Annotated in this window: 20 protein-coding genes; 7 read left to right on the forward strand and 13 right to left on the reverse strand. The window is 58.3% G+C overall.

The genetic code is table 11. The annotated features are described in order from the left end of the window. Positions 1 to 199: 199 nt before the first annotated feature. Complete coding sequence (locus tag AFE_RS07695) at positions 200 to 898, forward strand: Crp/Fnr family transcriptional regulator (protein WP_009566370.1); 699 nt, start codon at positions 200 to 202, stop codon at positions 896 to 898. Between the two features lie 265 nt (positions 899 to 1,163). Here the strand turns inward: AFE_RS07695 and AFE_RS07700 are convergent, their stop codons facing one another. The 8 genes from AFE_RS07700 to AFE_RS07735 all read right to left on the reverse strand — a co-directional run bounded on the left by AFE_RS07700 (position 1,164) and on the right by AFE_RS07735 (position 14,119). Beyond that, positions 1,164 to 2,192, reverse strand: coding sequence for a PDC sensor domain-containing protein (locus tag AFE_RS07700; RefSeq protein ID WP_012607160.1), 1,029 nt, complete (start codon positions 2,190 to 2,192; stop codon positions 1,164 to 1,166). Positions 2,193 to 2,318: 126 nt separating this feature from the next. Then, positions 2,319 to 4,796, reverse strand: a complete 2,478-nt coding sequence (locus tag AFE_RS07705; RefSeq protein ID WP_012607161.1) for a YbcC family protein — start codon at positions 4,794 to 4,796, stop codon at positions 2,319 to 2,321. A gap of 2 nt (positions 4,797 to 4,798) precedes the next feature. Then, positions 4,799 to 6,439, reverse strand: a complete 1,641-nt coding sequence (locus AFE_RS07710) for a proton-conducting transporter transmembrane domain-containing protein (RefSeq protein WP_009566373.1) — start codon at positions 6,437 to 6,439, stop codon at positions 4,799 to 4,801. Positions 6,440 to 6,742: 303 nt separating this feature from the next. Then, complete coding sequence (gene glcF, locus AFE_RS07715; RefSeq protein ID WP_009566374.1) at positions 6,743 to 7,993, reverse strand: glycolate oxidase subunit GlcF; 1,251 nt, start codon at positions 7,991 to 7,993, stop codon at positions 6,743 to 6,745. Positions 7,994 to 8,002: 9 nt separating this feature from the next. Next, a complete protein-coding gene (gene glcE / locus AFE_RS07720; protein WP_235826736.1) occupies positions 8,003 to 9,106 on the reverse strand; it encodes a glycolate oxidase subunit GlcE in 1,104 nt (367 codons plus the stop codon). Then, a complete protein-coding gene (locus tag AFE_RS07725; protein ID WP_012607163.1) occupies positions 9,069 to 10,535 on the reverse strand; it encodes an FAD-linked oxidase C-terminal domain-containing protein in 1,467 nt (488 codons plus the stop codon). Before AFE_RS07725 ends, glcE begins: the two co-directional genes overlap by 38 nt. Before the next feature lie 14 nt (positions 10,536 to 10,549). After that, on the reverse strand, positions 10,550 to 11,887 hold the full coding sequence (locus AFE_RS07730; protein WP_012607164.1) for a four-carbon acid sugar kinase family protein: 1,338 nt from the start codon (positions 11,885 to 11,887) through the stop codon (positions 10,550 to 10,552). 12 nt (positions 11,888 to 11,899) lie between these two features. Then, complete coding sequence (locus AFE_RS07735; protein WP_009565308.1) at positions 11,900 to 14,119, reverse strand: phosphoketolase family protein; 2,220 nt, start codon at positions 14,117 to 14,119, stop codon at positions 11,900 to 11,902. Between the two features lie 97 nt (positions 14,120 to 14,216). On the opposite strand from AFE_RS07735, the gene AFE_RS07740 reads away from it, so the two are divergent. The 6 genes from AFE_RS07740 (at position 14,217) to ilvD (ending at position 19,987) form a co-directional block, all read left to right on the forward strand. Further along, the gene (locus AFE_RS07740; RefSeq protein WP_012607166.1) at positions 14,217 to 14,996 is read left to right on the forward strand and encodes an IclR family transcriptional regulator; all 780 of its coding nucleotides are present in this window, start codon (positions 14,217 to 14,219) and stop codon (positions 14,994 to 14,996) included. A 239-nt stretch (positions 14,997 to 15,235) separates the two neighbouring features. Beyond that, entirely contained in the window at positions 15,236 to 15,565 is a 330-nt protein-coding gene (locus AFE_RS07745; RefSeq protein WP_225981993.1) for a hypothetical protein, read from the forward strand. Between the two features lie 129 nt (positions 15,566 to 15,694). Further along, positions 15,695 to 16,510 carry an RNHCP domain-containing protein gene (locus AFE_RS07750; protein ID WP_235826737.1) on the forward strand — a complete coding sequence of 272 codons (816 nt, stop codon included), beginning with the start codon at positions 15,695 to 15,697 and terminating at the stop codon, positions 16,508 to 16,510. A gap of 56 nt (positions 16,511 to 16,566) precedes the next feature. Continuing rightward, entirely contained in the window at positions 16,567 to 17,127 is a 561-nt protein-coding gene (locus AFE_RS07755; RefSeq protein ID WP_012536686.1) for a hypothetical protein, read from the forward strand. 67 nt (positions 17,128 to 17,194) lie between these two features. Then, the gene (gene pyrC, locus AFE_RS07760; protein ID WP_012607167.1) at positions 17,195 to 18,232 is read left to right on the forward strand and encodes a dihydroorotase; all 1,038 of its coding nucleotides are present in this window, start codon (positions 17,195 to 17,197) and stop codon (positions 18,230 to 18,232) included. Between the two features lie 78 nt (positions 18,233 to 18,310). Next, positions 18,311 to 19,987 carry a dihydroxy-acid dehydratase gene (gene ilvD / locus AFE_RS07765; RefSeq protein WP_235826738.1) on the forward strand — a complete coding sequence of 559 codons (1,677 nt, stop codon included), beginning with the start codon at positions 18,311 to 18,313 and terminating at the stop codon, positions 19,985 to 19,987. Positions 19,988 to 19,990: 3 nt separating this feature from the next. On the opposite strand, the gene AFE_RS07770 is transcribed toward ilvD, so the two are convergent. The 5 genes from AFE_RS07770 to AFE_RS07795 all read right to left on the reverse strand — a co-directional run bounded on the left by AFE_RS07770 (position 19,991) and on the right by AFE_RS07795 (position 26,434). After that, positions 19,991 to 20,977: an L-threonylcarbamoyladenylate synthase gene (locus tag AFE_RS07770; RefSeq protein ID WP_012536689.1), complete on the reverse strand. Its 987-nt coding sequence runs from the start codon at positions 20,975 to 20,977 to the stop codon at positions 19,991 to 19,993. A gap of 194 nt (positions 20,978 to 21,171) precedes the next feature. Then, positions 21,172 to 21,960, reverse strand: coding sequence for a dethiobiotin synthase (bioD, locus tag AFE_RS07780; protein WP_009561320.1), 789 nt, complete (start codon positions 21,958 to 21,960; stop codon positions 21,172 to 21,174). Next, complete coding sequence (locus AFE_RS07785) at positions 21,957 to 23,138, reverse strand: class II fructose-bisphosphate aldolase (RefSeq protein WP_009561318.1); 1,182 nt, start codon at positions 23,136 to 23,138, stop codon at positions 21,957 to 21,959. The genes bioD and AFE_RS07785 overlap by 4 nt, the downstream gene beginning before the upstream one ends. A gap of 125 nt (positions 23,139 to 23,263) precedes the next feature. After that, complete coding sequence (locus AFE_RS07790) at positions 23,264 to 25,615, reverse strand: nitric oxide reductase activation protein NorD (RefSeq protein WP_012536693.1); 2,352 nt, start codon at positions 25,613 to 25,615, stop codon at positions 23,264 to 23,266. 15 nt (positions 25,616 to 25,630) lie between these two features. Then, positions 25,631 to 26,434, reverse strand: a complete 804-nt coding sequence (locus tag AFE_RS07795; protein ID WP_012536694.1) for a CbbQ/NirQ/NorQ/GpvN family protein — start codon at positions 26,432 to 26,434, stop codon at positions 25,631 to 25,633. Between the last annotated feature and the right edge of the window lie 73 nt (positions 26,435 to 26,507).

Genomic DNA, 26,507 nt, shown 5'->3' on the forward strand with positions numbered 1-26,507 from the left:
GCCCGGAGATTCGGCGTAACGTATTTAACGTCACACTACGCTCCGCCTATCCCGATCAATTGTCTGGAATCCGGCGGCTGAATCCGCCTGCGAGACGCCACCCGCAGGCACATAACAGGCTGAGTTATGGTCCGTAAAAGCCGCATCATGGGGTAAAGATGGTTTTAGACACGGTTTTGTTCGCCCAAAAGCCAGATTGATGACAATCGGCCAAGTAGAGTTAACAGAAATGGAGCGATTGCGCCGAACAGAAATATTCTCTGTCTGGTCGGATGAGGACCTTTCGCATTTGTTTAAGGGCGCACGTGTTCTGGAGATGAGTGTCGGGCAAATCCTTTTCCTCGAAGGCGATGCAGCTACCGCTTTCTATTTTCTTCTGGATGGACAAGTGAAGCTGGTGACGTCGGCTGCTGACGGCCACGAGAAAATAGTTGATATTTTGCAAGGCGGAGACCTTTTTGCAGAAGCTGTAGCCTTTTTGGGATATCGTTATCCTGTGCAGGCAATAGCGGCCATGCCGAGCCGGGTTCTGGAAATTCCCCTTACGATATTTCTCGTCACCCTACAGCAGCATCAGGAGCTGATGCTGCAAATGTTGGGCAGACTGAGTCTGCGTTTACGTCATTTAATAATGGAGTTGCGACATCTTACTGTGGAATCCGCTGACCAACGGGTTGTAGGATATCTGCTGGAACTTTGCCCATCGGGAAATTCTCCCGTGAGTTTGCTTCTACCTGCCAAAAAGGCCATGATCGCGGCGCGACTAGGTTTAACCCCGGAAACATTTTCTCGTGTGTTGAAGCGATTGCGAGAGGAGCATTTGATCACGGTTGAAAAACTCAAGATATACATTCACCGCCCTTCTGCGTTACGGCAATGGGCGAAGGAAGACCGCTGAAGAGACACGAACCATGGGGCCTCCAACCGGTTTGTGGCCTGGCAATACCAGGCGATATCAGGCGACCCGGCGGCTTTGCGCTCTCTGCATGGCGCGCAAAGGCGCCGATTCGGTGATTTTGATCTGTTCCGGTCGCAGGCAGGGCTGCTTGGCCAACACCTCCAGGAATCTAGCATCCAGCAGAGATGGGGCAAAGCTCCCGGTTTTGCCGGGAGATATTTACCTATTTATGCTGTGCTATTGCTTGGTGACCGTCTTTTGGCCATCAACCATTATTCCATAACGTATGATCTCTTTTGAGAAAGTCGTCATGCGAAATATAATGAGAGCAATCGGAGGAAAATGTCAACCCTACGGTGCCGTTAAAGATGTTGACAGATCCTGAGCGCAAATAAAATATTCCTTGCATAAATCTCAATGTTCGTAAATTGCTCAATATTTTCCGGACCTCTTGCTGGGGTACCACAGCTTCATCCGGATATGGACGCTTGGGATACGCCAAGCAAATATTGGGGTCTATCAGTTCGTCTATAGTCAGCAGACGGTACCGATACGGATCATCCATCACCCAGAGTATGGCTTGGCTGCTAGAGAAATGGAGAATTATATGGTATACACCATGTACGAGTATCAATTCTTCCACGACACTAAGCACGGTATCCAGATGTCTATCCATTTTGCTTTCGGAACGCATCTTCGTATCGGCCGTATCCGATATGAATGGGTCTCCTTCAAACCGCCGGGGATACCGGGGCTCTTCGTATATTTCGCCTGCCTGAGGCAAGTCCCTCAAGGCAAAATCCGCACCGATGAAACCGAGAAGTGTGCCGTCGGTGTCACGCACAAATTGGACGGCGGTCAACGAAGGCCGTAGCGCATGCAGACTGATATAGGCTTCGCACAACAGAAAGTCGACAGCTTGGACCCCTTCTCGTATGTAGGGCCACTGCTGATACTGCGCTTCACGATATTTGTTAGAATACTCGGCAGCCAGCAAGGCTTCTCTGACATATGGCCGGTCCGATCGATCCCGGCCAAAGTGCTCGGCGAGCAGACCTTCACGGCTGATGTTGGACGTTATCTGCACTCCGCCGGTGTCCAACACATATAAAAACTTACAGTACGGTACGTTGGAGAATGCCTCGCTCAATGCAGTCTCCATTTTTGGACGGTCACCCCACACACGACTGCATGCATCTGCCAGGCGCCGCATTGGCTCGTACAGCAACCCGGTAAGCAACGCGCGTTGCTGAAAAACCCGTCTTGGCAGGGAAGAGTCTTCTAGCGCTGTCATAAAAAAGAAATCTCCATTGTGGCTTGCGTCTCCTGCCGGCGTTGGACGGCTCTCTTACACATATCTTGCATCTTCCCTCCAATGGCTGTCTCTAGCAAGACCAGGTTTGCAATGCGGCAGAAATTTTCACGTCATCCGTGGCCACTGCTTGTCGCATACGCGACGGTAAACACTGCCATCATCATCAATTTGGAAGAGATAAAGCCAACCATTATCCACCAGTTCTCGGACGAGAATGTGGCGGGAAATGATGCTCTCCATCTCTGCCTGCGGAGCCTCAATCACCACGTTGAGACGGACCGGCTCATGGATCCAACGCTTACCGTCGTGCAGGGACTGCAAGGCAAAACCGACACGCAAATCTCCTCCATTCCCCTCTAAAACGCCGATAGATCCCCCAACGACATTATGTAGCACTTTATTGCCGCTGCCGAAACGCAGATTGTCTACCATGGAGCCGTAGTATTGCATGTTGATCCAGTTTGCCACCACCATGGGTGCGGTCATAATCAACTCCAATGTGGAGAAGCCCGCGTCCTTATGCCAGTCATAGTCATGCAAAAAAGCCCGACCTTCCAAGTCAACACCCCTTGTCCTCTGGCGGGGGGCTGCGATAAAAGCGGCGTTGCCTGCTAGTGCCCATTCGGGTCTGACTTCGGCCCAGTCCCGAGTGCGTCGCCGCATATCGCGCGTGACCACCTCAGGAGCTTGAGAGGCCGTACCCAGCAGGGTGGCGCGCTCCAACCGCGTAAGCTCACCCGCATCCGCCAGCCATTGGCGGAGTTGCGCCAGATCTTTGGCGTGTGTTGTCGGCAAATCTTCCGTATCAAAGATCGTCACTTCATCGGTTGTGGTGTCATGCAATCCGGCGATAAAATAGGTGTCTTTCGGAATTTTAAGCCCTTTTTCCTCAAGACCCCGGCGGGTCGCCGGATCGTTTAGCAAGGTTACCGCAATCCTGGCACTGGCTTCTCCCGTCTGCCCGGCACAAGCACCGCAATCGAGTCCAGTCCCCTGTGGATTATTGACCGTAGTGCTGCCATGGCCTGCCAACAAGATCAGGCGTGCGAATGTCTGCGTCAGCCCCATGTTTTTAAGGATGAATTCTCCGACACCCGCCCGCTCAGTTTCTGGTATTCCGGTACTTTTCGCACTGGATTTACCGTTACCGCTAGCGATCAAGCGTGGGCGCAATCTCTGTTTCGTCCCACTATCAAGGCCCCTTTCGTCCGGATGGGGTACGGTGCGAGTCCAACCCATGCTGTCACCGAAAAGCTTCGGGGCATATAGCAACCCGGTGGCTTCCACAAAGGTGAAAGTCGACACTGCTGATGTTTTGAAACTCTTCCAGGCGGTGGCTACCCGTAGGCGTAATTGCCTTTTTGCGGCATGCCGTTGCGTTTCATCCTCGCTTGCATGACTCAGGTCCTCGCACACCCGATAAGGCGGATTGAAAATGACTGGGAGATGCCCCTTAGGCGCATTCGAACCGAATGGGACGTATTCCATGAGTACGCCAAAGAAACCCGCAAAGCCCAAGGTTTGAATGCCTGGAGCCACTGTTTCCAGTGCCCGGCGGATGATTTCGGAGCGCACGTCTATGCAAAACGCAGCCTGCGCCACGGGTCGCTCAATGACTGTATTGCTTGGCCTCGATGCTTCTTTTAGTGATTTGATTAATGACCGCTGATAGCCGATCTCCAGCGCGGTTTGCAAAATGGCATCAACATGCTCCGACGGTTTTTCTATCGCCCTATTTTGTTGGGTGTGCAACATCAGGTGCCATTGTTTTCGTACGGCGATATCTGCGCAGGTCTTGTGAAGAATGGCATCCCAACACACGCGGATGGCGAGAAGATCACGCAAGGATTGATCGGTCTCACCCTTCAATTCGGCCTGCCAACGCAAATATCTAGCCCAACCCGCCCAGCCGCCGATACTCAGGAGTGCTGCAAAGAGATAATCATCGATCAGATCGAACGGGACGGAGAGTTCCTTCAGAGCCAAGGCAATGGCCGTTTCAGCGGCTGCCGGGAGTGCGGCGGCCGCTTCTCCAATCCCGCGCAAACCGACCATTCGCGGGCTCTTGTCGAAATGCATGAACTTTAACCAAGCCTGATACATCGGGTCATCGCGCCACGGCATGCTCCATGTGGCCTGCCCCTCGTCAAAGTACGCCGCGCAATATTGGCTAATCCTTTCCACAACGAAGCCTGGCCAATCCCGACGATCATCGGCAAACATGGCATCCGCGAAGACCGGAAAGGGCACGTTCCGGCTTGCCGATCGTTGTTTCATCACCTGCTTGAGCTGGGTAACACTCCAATTGCTGTGCATTTGCTTCAGTGCTTCGTCTAAATCCTCTTGGATGATCCGTCCGTTGGCGATCTGTTCTTCATAATATGGCCGGGGCATGGTCAGTCCCTTGCCAGTGATTTTGCGAAGCGTCTGATCCGCTCGCCAAAATGGTTGATCGCGCAAGCCAACGTATGGATTTACTGCAACAAAGTGCTTGAGCGGCCAGAGTGGAGCAATTCTCTGGCATGCTCCCTCAATGTTCGCTTTGATGTCCTGATATGACTTTATTGTCGCTGGTGTTGGCATGCCTACTCCTCCGGGAACCGAACTTGTGGATTTGCCGCGTCCACCGTTTTTCCTATCTTCGATGCGTGCAGAAAGGCCATCTGGCTAAAAACAAGATCAACATACAGTCCATTATATAGGTTCACATATACGGCCTGCCAAAAAGCCGACTTCTGCAGACGGGGCAAAAGTTGCTGAATGTGCAACAAGGAAAGAAAAGCCACGACGATAAGCGCCAGTAACCAGATTGGAATACGATCAGCCTGCACGGTATCACTGGGAATGCTGGTTCCCAGCAAGTCGCTAGACAGATCATGCAGCCCAAAATAGGCTGAACAGACCATGATGCTTAACAGAGCCACTCGGGAAAGCAATGTGCCGGCTCCGACTCCGGACCTATTGAGGGCTTGCAGCAGAAGCTGACCCATCGCAATGGCGACGATGGCGCCGATCGTCAGCAAAGTAGGTTGCTTTTGCAAATCGATGCCAAATGCCATGGCAACTACAAAGGTCACTATCCCTGATATAACAATTGCCAATTCCGCTCGTCCGAGCGTTTGCGTTGTAGTGAGCTTCTGGATCGTCGGTCCACGGAAATTGTCTACCACACTTCCGGAAGACAGGAACGCATGCGCCTTATAGACGGAGTGAGCGATAATATGGAGTACGGCGATACTGTACAAACCCAAACCGCATTCCATGAGCATGAAACCTAGCTGCGCAGAAGTGGAATACGCCAGTGATTCTTTGATATTGGTTTCCGTCATCATCATGAGAGATGCCACTGTTACAGATAAAAGTCCCGCAAGAATGAGTGCGGTCCAGGCCCAGCTTACGTGGGTGATCATGGGACTGACACGCAAGAGAAGGAATGCCCCGGTATAAATGAGCCCTGCGTGTAATAGTGCCGAAACCTGCGTGGGGGACTCCATAACCTGAATAAGCCAACCATGCAATGGAAATATTCCGCTCTTTAAAATAGCACAGAGTACAATCAGGCCTGTTGCGATCTGCAAGCTGGCAGGAAGACTTCCGTGCCACGTGTGCATCCACTGTGCGATTCCTGAAAACTCTGCTCTTCCTGTGGTCCGTGCTATCAGCAGAAATGCGGTGAAAAGGCTCACGTCAGCGATACGCGAAAACAAATACTTTTTGCGTGCCGCAATCACGGCGATCGGACGTTCGCGGTAGAATATCAATAACTGGTGTAAAAACAGACTGGCGGCGACAAATGAAATCCAGAATCCCCAGATATTATCTGTCACAATCAGTACTAGAAATGCTCCAACGGTCAGACTCAGCCACCGATGGAACTGTCCCTCATGGGCGTCCCCTACCATATACGAAGCGGAATACCGAGAGACAATCATTCCCATAAAGGAGACCAACACGAACATGACGAACGTCAACGGATTAATCAATACTCGGACCGCAAATGAGCCTAGTTCCCATGGAAGATGGATCGACAGTAGGGTCTGCGAATGCTGTATTATCGCCAAATATATTGTCGTAGCAGCGATGCTACAAAGCAGTGCAAACCAATTGGCACCGTTGCTCAGCGTCTTGACCCAGCGCGCATGATGGTCCGCGCGGATTCCTACAAGTAAACCCACCAATAGCAATGGCCATGGTGCAACCAACATAAGAAGAGAGGATGCAATCATTCACAACTCCTGCGTGAAGTCAGAAATGTAGCTCGGTGACCATTTGCTACAGTCTTGCGAAGTGAACAGTAACCTGTACATCGATAAATAATAAGTTAAGATTTTTAACCATGATGTTTTACTTATATAAATGGGTTATGGATCGGCACTCTAGTTGCTATTACGTAGAAGGCAGTAGTGACGGTAGGATTGGATATAGTGGAGGTGCTGATGATGGCCGGGGTGTTTTACCGCACGGGGGCGTTACGGTCGGGTTGAGGGCGCCATCTTCACGATGGCGGCGACTTCATCGCCACCTGTGGATCAGTCGCTACAATCCTCCAACAGAGGAGCCAGGGCATCGGCACACAGATCCAGCCAATGGCAAACCGGTGTCTCACTGCCGCTTTGAAGGTGTATTTGGCAGCCCACGTTGGCCGTGGCGATGCAGTCCGGCTGCCCTGCCTGCAAAGCCTCCAGTTTCTGATTGCGTAGCTGCTGGGATAGGGTAGGCTGCAAAATAGAGTAACTGCCTGCCGAACCACAACAAAGATGGCTATCTCGAACATTGGTTAATTGGTAGCCGGCTTGTTGTAAGAGCGTTTCGACCCTGCCTTGCAAGCGCTGGGCATGTTGCAGAGAACAGGGCGCATGGAAGGCGACTGTGCCGCGATTAGCGGCCACGAAAGGAATTTCCCCGGCGCGTTCCAGGAGCCATTCACTGGGATCGCAGGCCAGAGCGGCGACACGCGCAGCCTTTTCAGCATAGTGCGGGTCGTTTTGTAATGCTTCCCCGTATTCCTTGACCATGCTGCCACAGCCGCTGGCGCTGACCAGAATGGCTTCAGCGCCGGCTTCGATCAGCGGCCACCAGGCGTCGATATTGCGACGCATATAGTTGTGCGCTTCGTTGTGTGCGTTGAGGTGCAGGCTGAGGGCACCACAACAACCGGCGCTGGCAGGCACATCGACAGCCACACCGAGGGAGCCGAGTATTTGCTCCAGCGCCACCCCGGTCGAGGGGGTCATGACGCTTTGCACGCATCCGGCGAGGGCAATGACCCGGTGCGTCGCATGGAACGTGGCCCGGGGCGCCTTCAGTCGGGGCTTGGGCAGGGTCGGAACCATGCGCGCCAAAGCATCCGGCAACAGGGGCTTAAAGATGTCACCGAGTCGTACCAGCAGATGGAAGCGCTCGGGATGTGGAACAATGGCGCGCAGCAGGCGGCGCTTCAGCCGCTCCAGTGTCGAGCGGCCCACTTCTGCCTCAATATGCGCGCGGCCGATTTCCGCCAGCCGCGCGTAGCGCACGCCGGAAGGACAGGTGGTTTCGCAGGCGCGGCAGGTGAGACAGCGGTCCAGATGTTCCAGGGTATGTTCCGTGGCCGGGGCACCGGCGAGGAATTCCTTGATGAGGTAGATGCGACCACGCGGACCATCCAGTTCATCGCCGAGAATCTGGTAGGTGGGGCAGGTGGCGGTACAGAAGCCGCAGTGGACGCAGCTGCGCAGTATGGCATCGGCTTCGGTTACGCTGGGATCATTTTGGAAGCGGGGGGCGATATGGGTTTGCATGGGCAGACCTCAGAGGGTGGCGTAAAGACGGCCCGAATTGAGGATGCCGCGCGGATCGAAGGCCGCTTTGAGCCGTTGTTGCATCGCCAGCAGCGGTGGTGCGAGGGGATGAAAGACCTCGCCACGGCGATTTCCACCACGAAACAGGGTGGCGTGACCACCGTGCTCCGCTGCCAACTGCCGCAAGGCAGTCGCATCAAGGGCACCACGCAGCCAGCGTTGACCGCCGCCCCATTCGATAAGGGTCTGATCCCCGAGCGGCAAGGGGGGGGTGGCCGGGGCCACGGCCAGACGCCATAAGGGTGCGTCCCCCTGAAAAAAATCGTTCCGCTGTTCGCGCAGTGCCACCCAGAAGGCCGCCGCCTCGGCATCGGGCAACCTTTCGCCGCCCAGCCGGGTCTGTGCCGCCCGCACGGCGCTTCCGGTGCCGGAAAGACGTATATACAGGTGCTCACCATCATACGCCGTAGCGGAGAGCGGCAGTGGCTGTCCAGCCCAGTCATTCATGCGTTGGACGGCGGTAACGGGGTCCATCGGCCACACCAGAGTCACGGTACTATCGGGACGCGGCAGCACCTTGAGGCTCACCTCGAGCAGAACGCCCAGGGTGCCGAGGGCACCTACCATCAAACGGGAAACATCATAACCGGCGACATTTTTCATGACCTGCCCGCCGAAGCGCAGGATTTCGCCTTGTCCGTTGAGGATGCGCATGCCCAGCACCATATCGCGAGCCGACCCTGCGTAGGGACGGCGCGGACCGGAAAACCCACAGGCCAGCGTCCCGCCAATGGTCGCGGCGGGTCCGAAATGCGGGGGCTCGAACGGGAGCATCTGCCCGGCTTCCGCCAGTTGTGCCTCCAGTGCTTGCAAGGAAGTACCCGCGCGCAGAGTGATGAAAAGCTCGTTGGGCGCGTAGTCGATGATGCCCCGGTGGCCACCGAGATCGAGCAGATCGCATGCCGGCGTTTGGCGGCCATAAAACGTCTTGCTCCCGCCACCACGAATAGCGAGCGGTTGGGATCTGGCGTGGGCCTCTTGTACGGCCACTTGCAAAGTCTGGCTCTGATCTATGTCAAAAACGCTCCAGTTCGGGGAAAGGCAACTGGCCATGATGCACATGCATGGCCCCCAACTCGGCGCAGCGATGCAGGCTGGGTACGGCCTTTCCGGGGTTGAGGCGACCTTCGGGGTCGAAGGCGTGTTTGATGCGATGCAACTGCGCCAGTTCGGCGGCGTTGAACTGAACGCACATGCTGTCCAGTTTCTCGACGCCGACGCCGTGTTCGCCGGTGACGCTGCCACCGACGGACACGCAGAGTTCAAGGATGCGGCGCCCAAATTCCTCAGCGGTGTGCAGCTGTCCCTCGGCATTCGCGTCGTAAAGGATCAGCGGGTGCAGATTACCATCGCCCGCGTGGAAGACATTGGCGACCCGCAATCCATATTCGGCGGACCAGGCGGTGATTCGCTCCAGCACTTCCGCCAGGCGCTGGCGCGGAATGGTCCCGTCCATGCAGTAATAATCCGGAGCCAGACGCCCCACCGCCGGAAAGGCCGCCTTGCGGCCTTTCCAAAGCAGCAGACGGGTTGCTGCGTCCTCGGCTATGCGGATAGCGCGGGCACCGTGGCGTTGGAGCAGGGTTTCGACCTCTCGTAGCTGTTCCTCCAGTTCCACGGCCGGGCCATCCAACTCACAAAGGAGGATGGCTGCGGCATCGCGGGGATAACCGGCATGGACAAAATCCTCCGCTGCTTCGATGGCGAGCCGATCCATCATCTCCAGGCCGGCGGGAATGATGCCCGAGGCAATGATGGCGCTGACCGACTCCGCTGCCGCCTCGACGCTGGAAAAGGCCGCCAGCAGGACGAGGACATGCTCCGGCATCGGCAACAAACGCACCGTGCATTCCGTCACCACACCCAGCAATCCTTCGGAACCGGTCATTAGCGCCAGCAGATCGTAGCCGGGGCTGTCGAGAGCCTGACTGCCGATCCGCAGGGTTTCACCCGTGGCGGTCAGCACATCCAGCTCCAGAATGTTGTGGACGGTAAGCCCGTATTTCAGGCAATGCACACCGCCGGAGTTCTCCGCTACATTGCCGCCAATACTGCAGGCGATCTGCGAGGAGGGATCGGGCGCGTAATACAAACCCAAAGGGCGGGCCGCTTCGCTGATGGCCAGATTGCGCACGCCCGGCTGAACCCGAGCGGTTCGGTTTTCCCGGTCGATGGCGACAATATGACGTAAGCGGGCCAGACTGAGAAGCACCGCATCACGGAGCGGGCGCGCGCCCCCGGAAAGGCCCGTACCCGCGCCACGCGGCACCACCGCCACGCCGTGGCGCTGACAGATTTGCAAGACCGCCTGTACGCCCTCCCGGTCCGTGGGCAATGCCACACAAAGCGGCAACTCGCGCACTGCCGCGAGGCCGTCGCATTCATATGGCCGTAAATCTTCCGCACCATGCAAGACCGCATCCGCGGACAAGGCCGCCTGCAATTCCGCAAGGAGAGCGGTAGGGTAGGGGGACGCGGGCATGCTGGGCCGGCACCTCACGCAGGAGCGTCGCCGCGTAAGCGGCGGCGGGCGAGGGCGAGGCTCCCTGCATCCCCCACATTGCCGGGGAAAATCACCACCGGCAGTTGGGGGGTGCGAGGGTGATCGGCGGGGCAGACCACCACAGAGCAGCCCGGCAGTATCTGCCCCATGACCCGCGCCATGCGCAGGGCGAGGCCGTCGCTGAGGACATCGTTGGAAGTGATACCGCCCTTGCTGATGAGGAAACCGAGATCCTCCGGCAAGCTTCGGACCACCTCCATCAAGAAGGCCGACACAGCCTCCCCAAAGGCCAGACGGGCAGCTTGATCGGCAAAACGGCGCTCACCACGGCTGGTGTAGATGACGACATCCAGCCCTTTGCCGTGAGCCGCCGCCGCTCGCCGCACAATGGCCTCCAACTGTGCAGGGCGCTGCGCGCCCGCACAACGGTCCACATCGACCTCTATAGCCTCCAAGCCGGGTTCCAGGAGCAGACATTCCAGTTGCTCCGTGGTTTTGCGCACGTGCGAGCCGACGACGATGGCACCGGCCCGGCTACCGCGCACCACTTGCGCCATATCCTTGGCCGCCACAGGTTGCGGCGGCAAGTCCGCCAGCGCCGTCAACAGGCTGGCGGCACTACGGAAGAGAAAGCGCCTGCCTTGTGCCGCGGCAGCCCGTAAATCCCGGGCAAAGGCGGCGAGGTCCGCGGGTTCCACCGCATCCACCACGGCGCAAACGTTGTCCCTCAGGGCCAGAAGGTGCCCCAGGCAGCCCGCGCGCAACTCCGCCAGCGTGAAGCGCTCCACCGCCGCCGCCGGAATCCGTCCCTGGGTCTTCTCCTCCACGTAGTCCGGCAGAAAGCCGTGATGAAAGGCAAACACCGAATCCTTCGCAAATTCGGTCTTATGGGCGGGCGTCTCCACACCGTTCTGGCGCACGTAATGCACGCCGTCCCGCGTGATGCGTTCGCCCTCAAAAAAGGCGGGAATAAGAAAATGGGCGTCGAAGGGCCCCAACTCTTCGGCCATCACGTCGGTTTCCACCGGATAATGGCCGCGCAAGGTGGAGTCGGAACGACTCACCAGAATAGGCCGCACCGCCCGCCCCGCCGCTGCTGCTCGATCCAGTGCCACCCGCAGATTCCGGCAGATGTCGCGGGTGACCGCCGCCGCTCGCTCCCCCACCATGCCCCGGGTGTTACTGAGGATGAAAAAGAGCGGAGCCGCATCGCGCAGAGCGATGGCCAGCGTTTCCACATCCCAGCGCGTGAGCAGCAGGCACGAATGCACCGTCTGCGAACCCGTGGGGTCGTCATCGATGACGATGATTTTATTGTCGGCGTCGACCATCCGCTACCATCCTTATCCGGCGTCGAGGCCGTGGATTTTATTGACGATGCTCTCGACGGTAATCCCGTTGAAGGCCATGAGTTCGGCCGGGGTGGCCGTGGTCTCACCGCGCAACCAGGCCAGCACATCGCGCTGCCTTGCCCGGCTGCGCAGCAGCACCGGCTCCAGCGCCCCGGAAGTACCGCCGCTGATACCTAGCAGCACCTCCCCGATGAAGAGGTCGTGGAAGTCGGTGTCGCACATGAAGCCCTTATCCGCCTCGGAAACCGTGTGCGCGGCCACATCTGCCGGGCGGTAAAGCTGGCGAGGGTTGATCACCGACAGGATTCGCACCCGGTATCCCTCCTTCTCCAGCACCTGACTGGCCGCGAAAACCGGTAGCAGGACCATATCGCCGGTCACTGCCAGGGTCACGGTGCCACGGCTGCCCGTACCCGCATCATGCAGGAGCGCCGCTCCCTTGCGCACCGCCTCCCGCGCCTGTGTCATGGTCAGCCGTACCGGCAGCGGACTTTTGGAAGCGATAATGACCATCGACTTGTTGACGCTGTTCACTGCGTACTCGTAGGCGGCCTGAATGGCGTTGGCATCCGTGGGATAAAGCAGAAAGACATTGCCGTTGCGCATCTGAGCGGCAAAGTAGTTCTCGATCTCCGGGCGCTGGTGGGTCCAACCGTTGCGGCCCTGCTCCAGAGCTCCGGCGGTGAACATGCAGACCGTGGATGGGGTCTTGCGCCGCAATTCCGCCATCGCCTGTGCGACTGTCTGCATGATGGGCCAGCCATTGATGGCAAAGGATTCATAAGACAGCCACAAGGAACGGCTGCCGAAAAGGGCCAGTCCCGCCGCCAAACCCGCGCAGGCATCCTCGTTCAGGGGTTCATAGACCTGCCCGCCGGGTTGCTGGTTATAGAGCGGATCTTCCGTGGGGTGGCGGATTTTCAGGGCGTCATTGATGTTCTTCATGGCCGAGGCTTCGTTGCCGTCGGCATTGGTCACCACAAAGCGCGGATCCTGCTGTCCCACCCAGGCCACCAATGCGCCCATGGCTGTGGCGGGTACGACCGGTTCGCCTAAGGCAAAATCCTCCAGGGGGAACTCGCCCAGCTTGGCGATTTCCAGCACTTGCTCGGTTACCGCCGTCTTGGCGGCGGGGCCACCCCCGGCACGCAGGAAGTTTTCGCGCACCAGCGCCCAGGATTCGGGACTGAGGGCGCGGCACTCCAGGGCAGCCTTGATTTCCGGGGAATCCGGAGTGTCTTTGGGATACAGGTTATGGGATTTGGCCCCCAGCACATGCACGCCCGCACCTTTCATCTGCTTGAGGATGAAGGCTGTGTGGCGGCCCCCCAAGGCGCCGTCCGCCGCCTTGGCCATGCCGGTCAGCACCGCTTCCATAAAGGCCAACCGCTGGCCAAAGGAAAAGCGCGTGGAGTCGACATAGGCACCTTCCTGACCGGCATCGTCGAAGTTCTTGGCATCCACCAGGATGACTTCGTCGAAGTCATGGGCGCGCCAGTAGGCGATCATCTCGTCATTCGTCATCAGGGAAACCATGGAGTGATGTTCCTGACTAAAGCCATTCCAGACCAGCACCGGCAGATAATTGGTAACCCTCGGATAAGCGAAGTGAAAGTGCTTCATGGCGCTCAGCACATAAGGCTCCCCAAAACCGCCGTCACCGATGGTCACCGGGAAGAGGGTGCCAGGGTGCAGCAATGCGCCCGCCATGGCAAAGTGCTGTCCCTGCCCCAATGGGCCCGCGGGAGCCAGCAGGCCAGGGATTGCTCCGGAGAGATGACCGAGCAGTCCATGCTGTTCGCGGAAACGCGCCATCATGTCGTTCATGTCGCGGATACCCATTTCCTCCAGGGAACAGTCAAGGAACATGGCGCTGTAGAAACCCGGGGCGTGGTGACCTACTTCGGTGACGATGTTGGTGTGGCCGAGCATCACCAGTGCGGCATACGCCTCCGTACTAGAGGCAAAACCGCCAGGATGTCCTGAGGACTTGGCGGCGCAGATCTGTAAAGTGCAGTAACGCAGGGCATCAGCCATGAGCAGGGTCTGGTATACGGCCTCCATGGCCGCAGGATTGGGAATGGCCTTGCGTCCGGTCGCTATGGCGGCACTGCGGCCATACTCCTGGAAATTCGGCCAGGATTCACCAAAGTGGAACATGCCGGCGCAAAAGGCAGGGGCGTTGGCGGGCAGGGCGGTATGGGCGGTCATGGTGCGATCATCCTGTGACAAAAAGAAATTGCATCCACTCTAAGCAAGACGATATGATTCCGCAATGGGTAATCGTTTCCATAATACGGAATAAGTTATGTCAACATCTACCACCGATAAAAACTCCTCCATCCAGGTGATCGCCCGGTTGCGTGCTCTGCTGGATGCCCTCGCGGCGGAAGGGGGGAGCGCACCACTCAAAATACTCGCCGCCGTCACCGGACTCGCACCCTCCACCGCCTTCCGCATTCTGGCCTCAGCACAGGACAACCAACTGATCGCTCGCGATGCTGGCGGCCATTACCGCTTCGGCCAGCGCTTGCAAGACTGGGCGCAGCTCGCCCATGGCCGCAGCGACCTACGCGCCGTCGCCCGGCCCATCATGGCCTGGCTGCGCGATCAGGTGCAGGAGACGGTGAATCTTACCATCCAGGAGGGCGACGAAGTGATCTATGTAGAGCGCGCCACCTCGTCGCGGATGATGCGGGTGGAGCAGGTGATCGGCAGTCGCGCGCCGCTACATACCACCGCCGTCGGCAAGCTCATGCTGGCGCTGAATGGCGAAGCTGCTGTCCAAAGTTACGCTACCCGCACCGGCTTGCCGGCGCTTACTGTTCATACCCTGCGTCAGGCCGATGCCCTCTGGGAAAACGCCAGAAGCGGACTTGAACGTGGCTATGCACTGGACAATGAGGAAGCCGAGATTGGCGTCGGTTGTCTCGGCGTGCTGCTCCACAGCCGATTGCCCTGGAATGCCGGCCTCAGTATCTCCGCGCCTATTGAGCGTCTCCAGGAAAGCTGGGTACCGATGCTACAGGAGGCTGCGCGGCGGATAGATAGGGGCCACCAGAAAAATGATGTACCGTCCATAAGTTGAAGGGCCTGTAGGTGCATAGCGTGATGGGCAACGAGTAACCCCCATTTGATGGAAATGCTTGCTGACCGGTACTCTCAATTAGAGTTAATATTTATTAACTATAATAATAAATATAATTAACTTTTATCAATTATACGCTTCTCCCATACTGCACTCCAGTCAACGTCCTCTATGCGCGCTGACGGACCCGATGACGAGTATTCCCCCCGCGTGATATCGGGTGCGAGCCATGAGGTCCCGTGACCAACGCAATGAGTGTTCCGGATGATCCGCTCTTGAATGGAGCAATGGGAGGTTTTATGTCGCTTTTCAGGCAGATGGTAAGACCCGCAGAAGACTTGAGGCTTTTGGCTTTCGAACTCGCTCAGGACATTGATGCCATTTCGTCAAAGGGGGCGCAGTCCCCTGAAAAATTCAACGGCGCCCACGCACGGGCGGCAGGGCATTATGTCTGCGTACGTTATCACCACAATCAAGAGCCGTCTCTGCTTAGTATCTATGAAGCGCGCCGTTACTTGGCATGGCTCCGTGCCGGTCACGTTGGAACCCACTGGAATGTGGCGGATTGACCAAATGAAGTCGGGGTTGCCATGGCAACCCCATGGCCTGTGCTTTTTTGGGAGTCATGCCATCAAATGCGTGAGATAGAGCATGCAAAATATTCGCGTTTGAAAAACGCCATCTACAAAGATGCAAGCGTGGCCCTACTTACCCAGCACGGCAAGGAGAAAGTCGTTACTCCTATACTGGCTTCCGCCATTGGCTGCGAAGTTACACTGGTGACGGGCTTTGACACGGACCAACTGGGTACCTTTACCCGAGACATCCCCCGTGCTGGCACCCAGATCGAGGCGGCGCGGAAAAAGGCGCGCATCGGTATGGAGCTAGCGCATTTGCCCCTGGGGCTCGCTAGCGAAGGCAGCTTCGGACCGGACCCGTTTACCGGGTTGTTTTCCTTGAACGTAGAAATGGTTGTCTGGATCGACGATACGCTCGGGATCGAAGTGGTGGGTGTTGCCTCGGGTAGGACCAACTTCTCTCATCTGCTCGCTGCCAACTGGGAGCAGGCCGAGGCATTCGCCCGTGCGATAGATTTTCCTGAACACGGGATCGTAGTGCGCCCGCGCCATGAGGACGACTCCCGCGTCCGCAAAGGGATTGCCGACTGGGAATCGCTGCGTGAGGCCTTTTTCTGGGCCTGTGGCGAGGCGGATAACGGCTGCGTCTTCCTGGAAACCGACGTGCGTGCGCATATGAACCCTATGCGCATGGAGATCATAGCTTCGGCTACACGAGATCTCGCAGACAAGCTTGCTACCCCATGCCCGGTCTGCAACACGCCCGGCTTCCAGATCGTGGAGCGCGTCCCAGGCCTGCCTTGCGAAGGTTGCGGCGCCCCGACCCGGGATACCTGGGCGGACATCCACCGTTGTGGCAGGTGTGGCCACCAGGTCGCGCTGGAACGTCTGGAGAAGGCCGCTCCAGCGGGTCACTGCGACTGGTGCAATCCATGATTCCGAAGCGGCATGGCAGCCATGTGACGACAGCCCGAATGGAGGTGTATCGCGTTATGATGACTACGATTACCGAAGCAGGGCGGGATATTTCAGTAACACGTCTGTTTCTTTTCGTTCGGAGAACAGACGACCTTGCCAGTGCCTGCCAGCAGGTCGAGGAGTTTCTTGCATTTTGTCGCAGTCGCCAAAGCGATCCCTTTGCCAATGAACGTTTCTTGGGAGTCTGGGTGGAGGAGCACATAGTCACCAGTCTCCCTCAAGAGTGGGTACAGCCATTGTCAGCCACTCAGACCCTTCTTCTAACGATGCGGGAGATTTTTGCATTATGGGGTATCTGGTCAGTCGCCTCGATGGATGCGGTATGCCTGGAGACCAATGAGGGGATGGCCCTTTCCCACAATCTAGTGCTTGATGCGCTGATTGCACTTACGCAGGGGGACGCCGGAACAGTTGGCGCTTATTCACCGGTCTTCGCGCGTGGCACGCCAATGGAACAAGTGCATGCAGAGATCAAACAACTGAATTTTCTGTATCCGCTTCGGATCGCAGGCCCGGTTTATTGCGACCCGGATACGGGTGCTTTGTCCTTACAGGACGAATTGTCATGCCATTGAAAAAATGAACACGGTAAAACCCGACGCGGATGGTTATACTCCGACTTTGTGCGCCAGGAGGGTACCCATGGTGAAGCGATTCACTCTCATACGCCCCGACGATTGGCATCTCCATCTTCGGGATGGCGCGATGATGGCCGCGGCACTCCCCGACACGGCGAGGCATTTTGCGCGCGCCATTGTTATGCCCAATCTTCAAACTCCCATCACGACAGTCGATCTGGCGCAGGCCTACCGCGACCGCATCCTCGCGGCACTCCCAGCGGATATGCGCTTCGAGCCGCTCATGACCCTTTATCTCACGGACAATATGCCGGTGTCCGAGATCGCGAAGGCAAAAAACAGTGGCTTTGTGCAGGCGGTCAAGTACTACCCGACCGGCGCGACCACCCATTCCGAGCATGGTGTGACCGATCTGAAGCGTGCCTATTCAGTGCTCGCGGCGATGGAAAAACTGGATCTGCCGCTGCTGCTGCACGGCGAAGTGACCGATTCGGCGGTGGACATGTTTGACCGTGAGGCGGTGTTCATCGACCGGCACCTCATGCCGTTGACGCGCGATTTTCCCGGCCTGCGCATGGTGCTCGAGCACATCACCACACGCGCGGCGGTCGACTTCGTTCGGCAGGCCCCCAACAACGTCGCCGCGACGATTACCGCGCACCATCTGCTGCTCAACCGCAACGCGCTATTCGAGGGTGGGTTACAACCACATCATTACTGCCTGCCGCTCCTAAAGCGGGAGACGCAGCGCGCAGCGCTTGTCGACGCAGCCACGAGCGGCAACCCGAAGTTTTTTCTCGGCACCGACAGTGCGCCGCATTCGCGTCAAGCCAAGGAGTCCGCCTGCGGCTGCGCTGGCATCTATACCGCGCACGCTGCAATGGAACTGTATACCGAGATTTTCGAGCGCGCCGGTGCGCTTGACCGGCTGGAGGCCTTCGCAAGCTTCCACGGGTCCGATTTCTACCGGCTGCCGCGCAACCGGGACACCCTCACCCTGGAGCAACGGAGCTGGACGGTGCCTGAAGAACTGTATTTCGGGAAGGACACGGTCGTGCCGCTACGCGCCGGAAAAACGATGGCGTGGACGGTGCTGACATGAGCAGGCAGCGTGCTGGCCCGCAGGATTCGGTAAATTTCCGCTGCATTTTGCTGCAGCTTACGCATACTCAGGAGGGTAATGATGTCTGACAACCGCAGAAGCAAGACCATCACGCAGGGCGTGCAGCGCTCGCCCAACCGGGCCCTGCTGCGTGCGGTGGGGTTTGGTGATTGGGACTTCGACAAGCCTATCGTCGGCGTGGCGAACGCGCACAGCAGCATCACGCCTTGCAATATCGGTATCGGCGTGCTTGCCGCCCGTGCGGAAGCGGCGCTCAAATCGGCTGGTGCCATGCCGCAAACGTTTGGCACCATCACCATTTCCGATGGTATTTCGATGGGTACCGCCGGCATGAAATATTCGCTGGTGTCACGCGAAGTGATTGCCGACTCCATTGAAACGGTGTGTCAGGGCCAGAGCATGGACGGCGTGCTCGCCCTCGGCGGCTGCGATAAGAACATGCCGGGCGCAATGATCGCCATCGCCCGCATGAACATTCCGGCCATTTTCGTTTATGGCGGCACCATCAAGCCGGGCCACTACCGGGGCCAAGATCTGACCATCATGAGCGCCTTTGAGGCGGTGGGGCAACACACCGTCCATAAAATTGACGACGAAGAACTGCTGGAAATCGAGCGTCGCGCCTGCCCTGGCGCGGGCTCCTGCGGCGGCATGTATACCGCCAACACCATGTCTTCCATCTTCGAAGCCATGGGCATGAGCTTGCCGTACTCCTCCACCATGGCGGCGGAGGATGCAGAAAAGGCGGAGAGTGCGGCACAGTCCGCAGAGGTATTGGTAAGCGCCATCCGAAAACAAATCCTGCCGCGCCAGATATTGACGCGGCAGGCGTTTGAAAACGCCATTGCGGTGGCCATGGCCGTGGGCGGCTCCACCAACGCGGTATTACACCTGTTGGCCATTGCGCATGCGGCACAGGTACCACTCACCCTTGATGATTTCGAGGCCATGCGCGAGCGTGTGCCGGTACTCTGCGACCTGAAACCATCGGGCCGTTACGTCTCTACCGATCTGCATCGGGCGGGCGGCATTCCCCAGGTGATGAAAATATTGCTCGCCCACGGCGTGTTACACGGCGATGCGCTGACCATCAGCGGTCAGACGCTTGCGGAAGTTTTACAGGATGTGCCGAGCGAAGCGCGTACGGATCAGGAGGTGATACGTCCGTGGAATAATCCCATTTATGCCCAAGGGCACCTTGCCATCCTGAAGGGCAATCTTGCGCCCGAGGGCGCGGTGGCGAAAACCACCGGCTTCATGGCGCACAAAATCACCGGTCCGGCACGGGTTTTTGAATCCGAGGAGTCGTGCATGGAAGCGATCCTGGCGCAGAAAATCAAGCCCGGCGATGTCGTGGTCATCCGCTACGAAGGGCCCAAGGGCGGACCCGGTATGCGCGAAATGTTATCCCCCACCTCGGCGATCATCGGCGAAGGATTGGGCGATTCGGTTGGCCTTATTACTGACGGCCGCTTTTCCGGCGCCACATACGGCATGGTAGTCGGTCATGTCGCGCCGGAAGCCGCAGTGGGGGGCACGATCGCACTAGTCATCGAGGGAGACTCGGTGACTATAGACGCCGGACAGCGTTTGCTGCAACTCAACGTGTCTGATGAAGAAATCGGACGCCGCCGCGCCGTCTGGCAAGCACCCGCACCGCGCCACACGCGCGGCGTTTTGGCGAAGTACGCCAAATTGGTTTCCTCGGCCAGTAAGGGGGCCGTAACAGATTGAACGTTAGAAACGAAAGGTCGTATGCGCTGATGCGGCGCGCGCCAGTCGGTCGCTTACTGCCTGCCAGTCGGCACCGCTGGGTGGTGCCTCAATCAGCAGACCATCGAGCCCTTGCTGATCCAGAGCGCGCAACTGCGCGTAGAGTTCGCGGGCCCACCCTGCCGGATGCGGCGGCATATGGTGCCGGAGGCAGGATTCGGGCAACTGCGTGGCGGGCATCGCCAGCACCCCGACGCGTTGCCCCTGCCTGAGGCGCCGGCATATTTCCGCTTTCAGATGCCCCGTCGGCACCAAGTAGAGAGGGGTTCTTGGGGCGTAATGGGAGCGCAACATCCCCGGCGCCCGCAGCGCATCATTTCCCTGCGGAATGACGGGCTGCTCCAGGACCGCTTCGATCTCGGCAAGCGTAATCGCGCCGGGACGCAGCAGCCGGGGCTGATGCCCGCTCAGGTCGAGAATGGTGGACTCGATGCCCACCCGGCAGGGCCCGCCGTCCAGGATGAAGTCCATGGCATCGCCCAGTTCCTCGCGCACATGTGCTACGGTGGTGGGGCTTACCTGGCCAAAGCGGTTGGCCGAAGGGGCGGCGATGCCGCCGCTGAAAGCTTCGAGCAGCATCAGGGCGAGGGGATGATCGGGAACCCGCAGTCCTACCGTATCCTGACCACCGGTGACCCTATCGGGCACGCGGCAGGCACGGTGCAGAATCAAGGTAAGTGGACCTGGCCAATAACGCCGCGCGAGGACGAAGGCCGCTGGCGGGATATCCCTGGACCATTGACTAAGGTGATCGCGCCGTGCCATATGCACGATCAGCGGGTGATCAGCCGGTCTACCCTTCGCCGCGAAAATGCGGGCCACGGCGGCGGGGTTTTCCGCATCGGCCCCGAGGCCGTAGACGGTCTCCGTGGGGAAGACGACGAGGCCGCCGCTGCGCAGGATCTCCGCAGCCCGCTGCATGGCGGCGAGCAATTTCTTACTCGAAGGCATGGTTTAGTTGCTCCCCGCCGCGGCTGGCAGCGCCGAACGCGGGTCATAAGAGGACCACTCCAACCGCTGCCGGTGGAGTCTCAGCCAGACAGTGTTCCGGCCAATAAAGACCAAATTTGGGTTGTAGGCGAGCGGGTGTATCTCTTTGTCTTCAGCCAGAGCCCTGTTCACATCGCATAGAATGGCCCTCTGATTCATTTCTGCGCCGCACAGTTTGCGGTGATGGGAGGGGTTGCTTTTGGCGCGGTATGGGCGGCTGCAAGCCGGCTGGCAAGGCCATGAAGAAACGGACCAATGCCCATCCACGTGGTGGCGTGGTGCCCCGACCGATGCGGTATTCGCTCTACCGGACAGTCCAGCCAGCATGCCAAATCTGCGGCATTATCCAAGAGCGGATCGATCACCGGCCCCGTCTGGTTCAGCACCACGCCAACCAGTGGTAATGCCCGGTGCTGTAATACCTCCACAGTGAGCAGGGTGTGGTTGATGACGCCGAGGCGATCGGCGGCTACTACCAGCACAGGCAGCCGCAGTGCGGCGGCCAAGTCGGCGTTGGTGGTTCCCGCCGCCAGCGGGGAGAGCAGGCCGCCAGCCCCTTCCACTAGCAAGAAGTCGTCTGCGCCAATGCCCGACTGGCAAGCGGTTACCAGTTGATCCAGAGTCAGCGTCCGACCTTCCAGGGCAGCAGCCCGCTCCGGTGAGAGCGCCGCCCGCAGTGGATAAGCACAAACCTGTTGCAGCGATTCGGTACTGTCCGCAGCCTTCCAGAGCGCGGCCGCGTCCTGGGGCAGCAGGCCATCCTCGCCCGAGGCACACCCCGATTCCACCGGTTTGCGCGGGCGCACCGATAGGCCCCGCTGCACCAGGAGACGGGTCAGTGCCACCGCCACCCAGGTTTTGCCGACGCCCGTGTCAGTACCAGTGACAAATAGTCCGGTGAGGCCCGCCATATCCAGCTCAACGGCGTGCTGAATGCTTTTCATAAGCTTTCCATGGCGTAGTCGATGCTGATTTCTCTGTCGGCCACAGGTAGGAAACGCCGGTTGGTGAAGGCTGTATAGTCAGGATGCCTGTGGTAGGAATCAATCACTTCCGGTGCCGCAAAACGTACCCGCCAGCAGTAGCGGTATTGAGCGTGTTCTTTCATCGCCTTACCCGTAATCACTGACCGCACTCCAGGAATGGTGCTCAGCGCTTGCTGCCCCTCACTCATCATCGCAGCCACTTCCTTTTCAGAAATGCCAATAACATTGTGGATGATCAGGTGTTCCACGGGTGCCCACGGACGACAGCATGCCAATACCTCAGCAGCCCGCCCGGCAGCACCCAACACGCGCATACATCGTTCAGCCTTAGCACTGATTGCCGCACCAACGCTCTGAACCAAATCCAGGTAACCAGCACCCGGCGCTGACCTTGCCCGTGCGCGGATCGCCGCATTCGCAGCTTCAGCCAACGCTGTAAAACAGTTGATCTTGGCCACGCCGTGGACAATGAGTCGCCGAAATTGGTCATCGTCGAGCCGGACCCTGCAGTGGATTGACAGCGGAATACCAAGCGCCTGGTTGATGCTGCGAAGCCGTTGGATATCCAGCTTGGCTTTACTGTTTGGACAACTCTGTTCCACCCGAATGGACACCTCGAGGAAGTCTACTCCCGTGCGTTCGACAAAGCCTTTTGCCTCGGCCACTGTGGTGGAAGGTAACGCGGCGGTATGCCATTGGGCGTTTATATCCATTGCATCAGTGAGATAACTCAAGCTCCCTTCGACAGGCACCCCGCAGGCATGGGCCATCTCGACTACAGTCTTCGTATGCGCCAGGTTATCGGAAAAAGTCGACTGGGAGGCGTCCATCATCACGCTGTTGCAGCCCAGGCGGATGGCCCGCACCGCCGCTTCCAGGTTTGCCCCACGGTCAAGATGAAGGGCCACGGGTACCGAGCTACGGCGTGCCGCTGCCTCTACCCCTGACATCAGCAGTTCGAAGTCATAGTGTTCCAGTTGCGACTCAGCTAGAGAGAGGATTACGGGTGCGCGAGACCGCTCGGCAGCGGCCATGACGCCCTCCACGAACTCCAGATTCACGACGTCGAAAGCACCTACCGCGTATCCGTGCGCATAGGCATGGTTCAGAAGATCTTTCATGTGCACCAAAGGCATAACGCTACCCTCCGAATAAATCCTATACGGAAAGATTTCCGTTCTGACCGTCGCATCACAGGATCTACCCCCTGTAATGCCTGACACTGCACAAATCGCTCACCCTTCATCGCGCGGCAGGTTTTTCATCGGGTGAGTCCCATGTAAAGGATCGGCAGCTTTTCTGGCAGCCTCTGCACGTGATCCAGAACCACATAGTTCTTTGCGCCAAAAATGCGGGATACATACTGGTCGGCTCTGGGATCAAGACTCAGGCAGTAGGGCGCGATGCCGGCTTGGGTCAGATCTTCCACCGCTTTCCTGGCGTCATATCGCAGGTATTGGGGATCGCGCACATCGTTATCCGCCGGCTCACCGTCGGTGATCACCAGCAACAGTTTTTTGTTGCTGGGCTGACGTTTCAAAATCGAGCCGGCATGACGGATCGCCGCGCCCATGCGCGTGGATAACTGTCCGCTCATACCCGCCAGGCGGGATTTGGCCTGATCGTTGTAAGACGCACCGAAATCCTTGTAGCGAAAATATTCCACATCGTGGCGGCCGTTTGAATCGAATCCATGAATGGCGAAGGGGTCGCCGATCTTGTCGAGGGCATCGGCGAGCAGCACCGTGGCCTCACGTGCCAGTTGTAACACGGTGCTGTTCGAACCCAGCACCGGGTCATTGGTAGATTCGGATAAGTCGATCAGCAGCAGCACCGAGAGATCACGCACCTTGCGCACATTGCGCATCATGATGCGCGGATCGGGCTGCTCGCCCATACGCATCTCGATCATGGCGCGCACAGCGGCGTTCAGGTCGATTTCGTCGCCATCTTCCTGCTTGCGCAGGCGCTGCACCCCTTGCGGCTGCAATGCTTCGATCAGAAACTTGAGTCGGCCGATGATAGGTTTGTGCTTGGCTACAATTTCATGGATGGTCTCCAACGTGCCACTCTTGGCACGCTTTTCCAGTACGGTGCACCACTCTGGGCGCTCCAACTGCATCTGGTAGTCCCACTCCGGGTAATGGTAGGGATCCGGCGGTGGCTCGCGCCCCTCCTGCTGGTTCAGACTGGTGGGTTCCTCGTCGCGGAAAAATTCGCTGGATAGCACCCATATTTCGTTCGCGTCGTCGCCTGCGCCGGGCACGTCGAGGGCGTTGACCATTTCCATCACGCTGACGTACTTGCGGATTTGCTGTGTGGTGACGCCGGCGATTACCTGCCCGTCTGCGCGGATATCCTCGAACTCCCACATATAACGGTTGTCATCGCGGTAGGGGATATCCGGCACATCAGTAGTGGCTGAATAGGCCACACCGAGCTGCAGCATTTCCGCGGCAAGGCGCAGCCCGACCTCTCGCGACCATTCGGTGGAGACCAGCCGTTCCTGTTGCTCGCTGAATATCTGGCGACCCATCGCCACCCAAGGATGGTCATCGCGGTAATCCGGGTCTAGTAGTGCATGCGCCAGACGCGCCATCAAGGACGCGGCTTCATTGCCAGACGCGGGCGTTGCCGTGTGCAGCGGCAACCAAATGTGCCTGAGGCCAGGAAATTGCTTGAGGGCAATGGTTTCCACGCGCGCATCTTCGATCAGGCCAATAAGCGCACTCTGCAATGTACTTAGCCCAGTGCTGTCGAATTGGTCTGTGGTGTATACCTGATGGCAGGCCGCGTGGGCGGCACTGGCGCGGTATAGCTCAATGCCGTGAATGTGCGTTTCCTCACCTGACGGTGCCTGCCACACCAGATCATCATACGCATCGGGGAGATGTATGATGTACCCCTCGATCGAGGGGCGGTAGCCTTCGCGCTGCTCGAAGTCGCCGCTGGTGGGACGCATGAAGAAATCGCGGCCCCATAGCGCGCGCAAATACATGCTGATGCGGCGCTGCACATCGATGAACAGTGTGCCCTTGCGTTCTTTTTGCAGTACGCCGATGGATTCCGGGCTTTCCAGCGCGAAATATTTTGCCTGGCCGTCGAAGTCGGTCTTGTGCGCCTGCGCGCCCCACAGCGCCCAGCGCCGCAGCCCGCCCAGGGTAAGCTGGCCCAGAAGTGTGCTGAGGTGATCCAGCATCGGACGCACGCCGCGCGGAGCTTGCGCGAGCAGGGTGTCGAGCAAGTGCAAATAGCCACGGAACAGCTCCGGATCACCCAGCCGCGCAGCCGCCACGGGACTGCTGGAAAACATCGCGGCAATGACGGTAGCGCTGGTCTTGGAGTACATCTTGATGGCGGCGGCCAGCATTTCGCGGACGGCATCTTCGCCCAGTTCGTGCGCCACCGCCGGTGCGCTCTGAATGAACGACACCACTAGATCAGTGCCGCGTCCCAGGGATTTCAGGCTGGTCGCGCCATTCAAATAGTAATTTTCCAGTCCACGCGGGGTGAATACTCGCGCTGCCTCATCCCAGGAGGCACGCAGCACTTCGACGGCGTGCTCCCCGAGTTCGGCCAATATGTCCTGGTACTTTTCGAGTTCGACCGCCATTTTCGGCTCCGGATATCAGAAAAAAGTACTCACCGCCGCGTCAAGCGCATCGCGCATGTCGGGATCATCGGTGATCGGGCGCACCAACGTCATGTGGCACGCCGCCAGGGGTTCCACACCTTTGGTAATGAGACTGCCAGCGTAGATCAGCATGCGTGTGGAGATACCCTCGTCGAGACCATGTCCCTTGAGGTTGCGCGCGCGTTCGGCGATGGACACCAGCTTGCCGGCGATTTCAACGCTGACGCCGGTTTCGTGGGCGACGATCTCGGTTTCTATGTCGTGTGCAGGATAGTTGAAATCCAGTGCACCGAAACGCTGTTTGGTAGACTGTTTCAGGTCTTTCATCAGACTCTGATAGCCCGGGTTGTAGGAAATTACTATCTGGAAATCGGGATGGGCCTGCACCAGTTCGCCCTTCTTCTCCAGCGGCAGCACACGCCGCGCGTCGGTGAGCGGGTGGATCACCACCGTGGTGTCCTGGCGGGCTTCCACCACTTCGTCGAGATAGCAGATGGCTCCAAAACGCGCGGCAATGGCCAGTGGGCCGTCCTGCCAGCGGGTGCCGGAAGCGTCGAGCAAGAAACGGCCGACCAGGTCGGATGCCGTCATATCTTCGTTACACGCCACAGTGATCAGTGGCTTACCCAGTTTCCACGCCATGTATTCAATAAAGCGCGTTTTCCCGCAGCCTGTGGGTCCTTTCAGCATCATTGGCATGCGTACCGAATAGGCGGCTTCGTACAGGTCGACTTCGTCGGCTACGGTGCGGTAATAAGGCATATTACGAACGAGATATTGATCAATTTCTGGTGACATTTTTCACTCCTGAAGCCAAAAATGAGGCGTTTAATCTGGCCAAACCCGACGCGGGTGCAGCCTCTGCTGATGT

Origin of the sequence: Acidithiobacillus ferrooxidans ATCC 23270, assembly GCF_000021485.1 — a bacterium.
Lineage (GTDB): Bacteria > Pseudomonadota > Gammaproteobacteria > Acidithiobacillales > Acidithiobacillaceae > Acidithiobacillus > Acidithiobacillus ferrooxidans.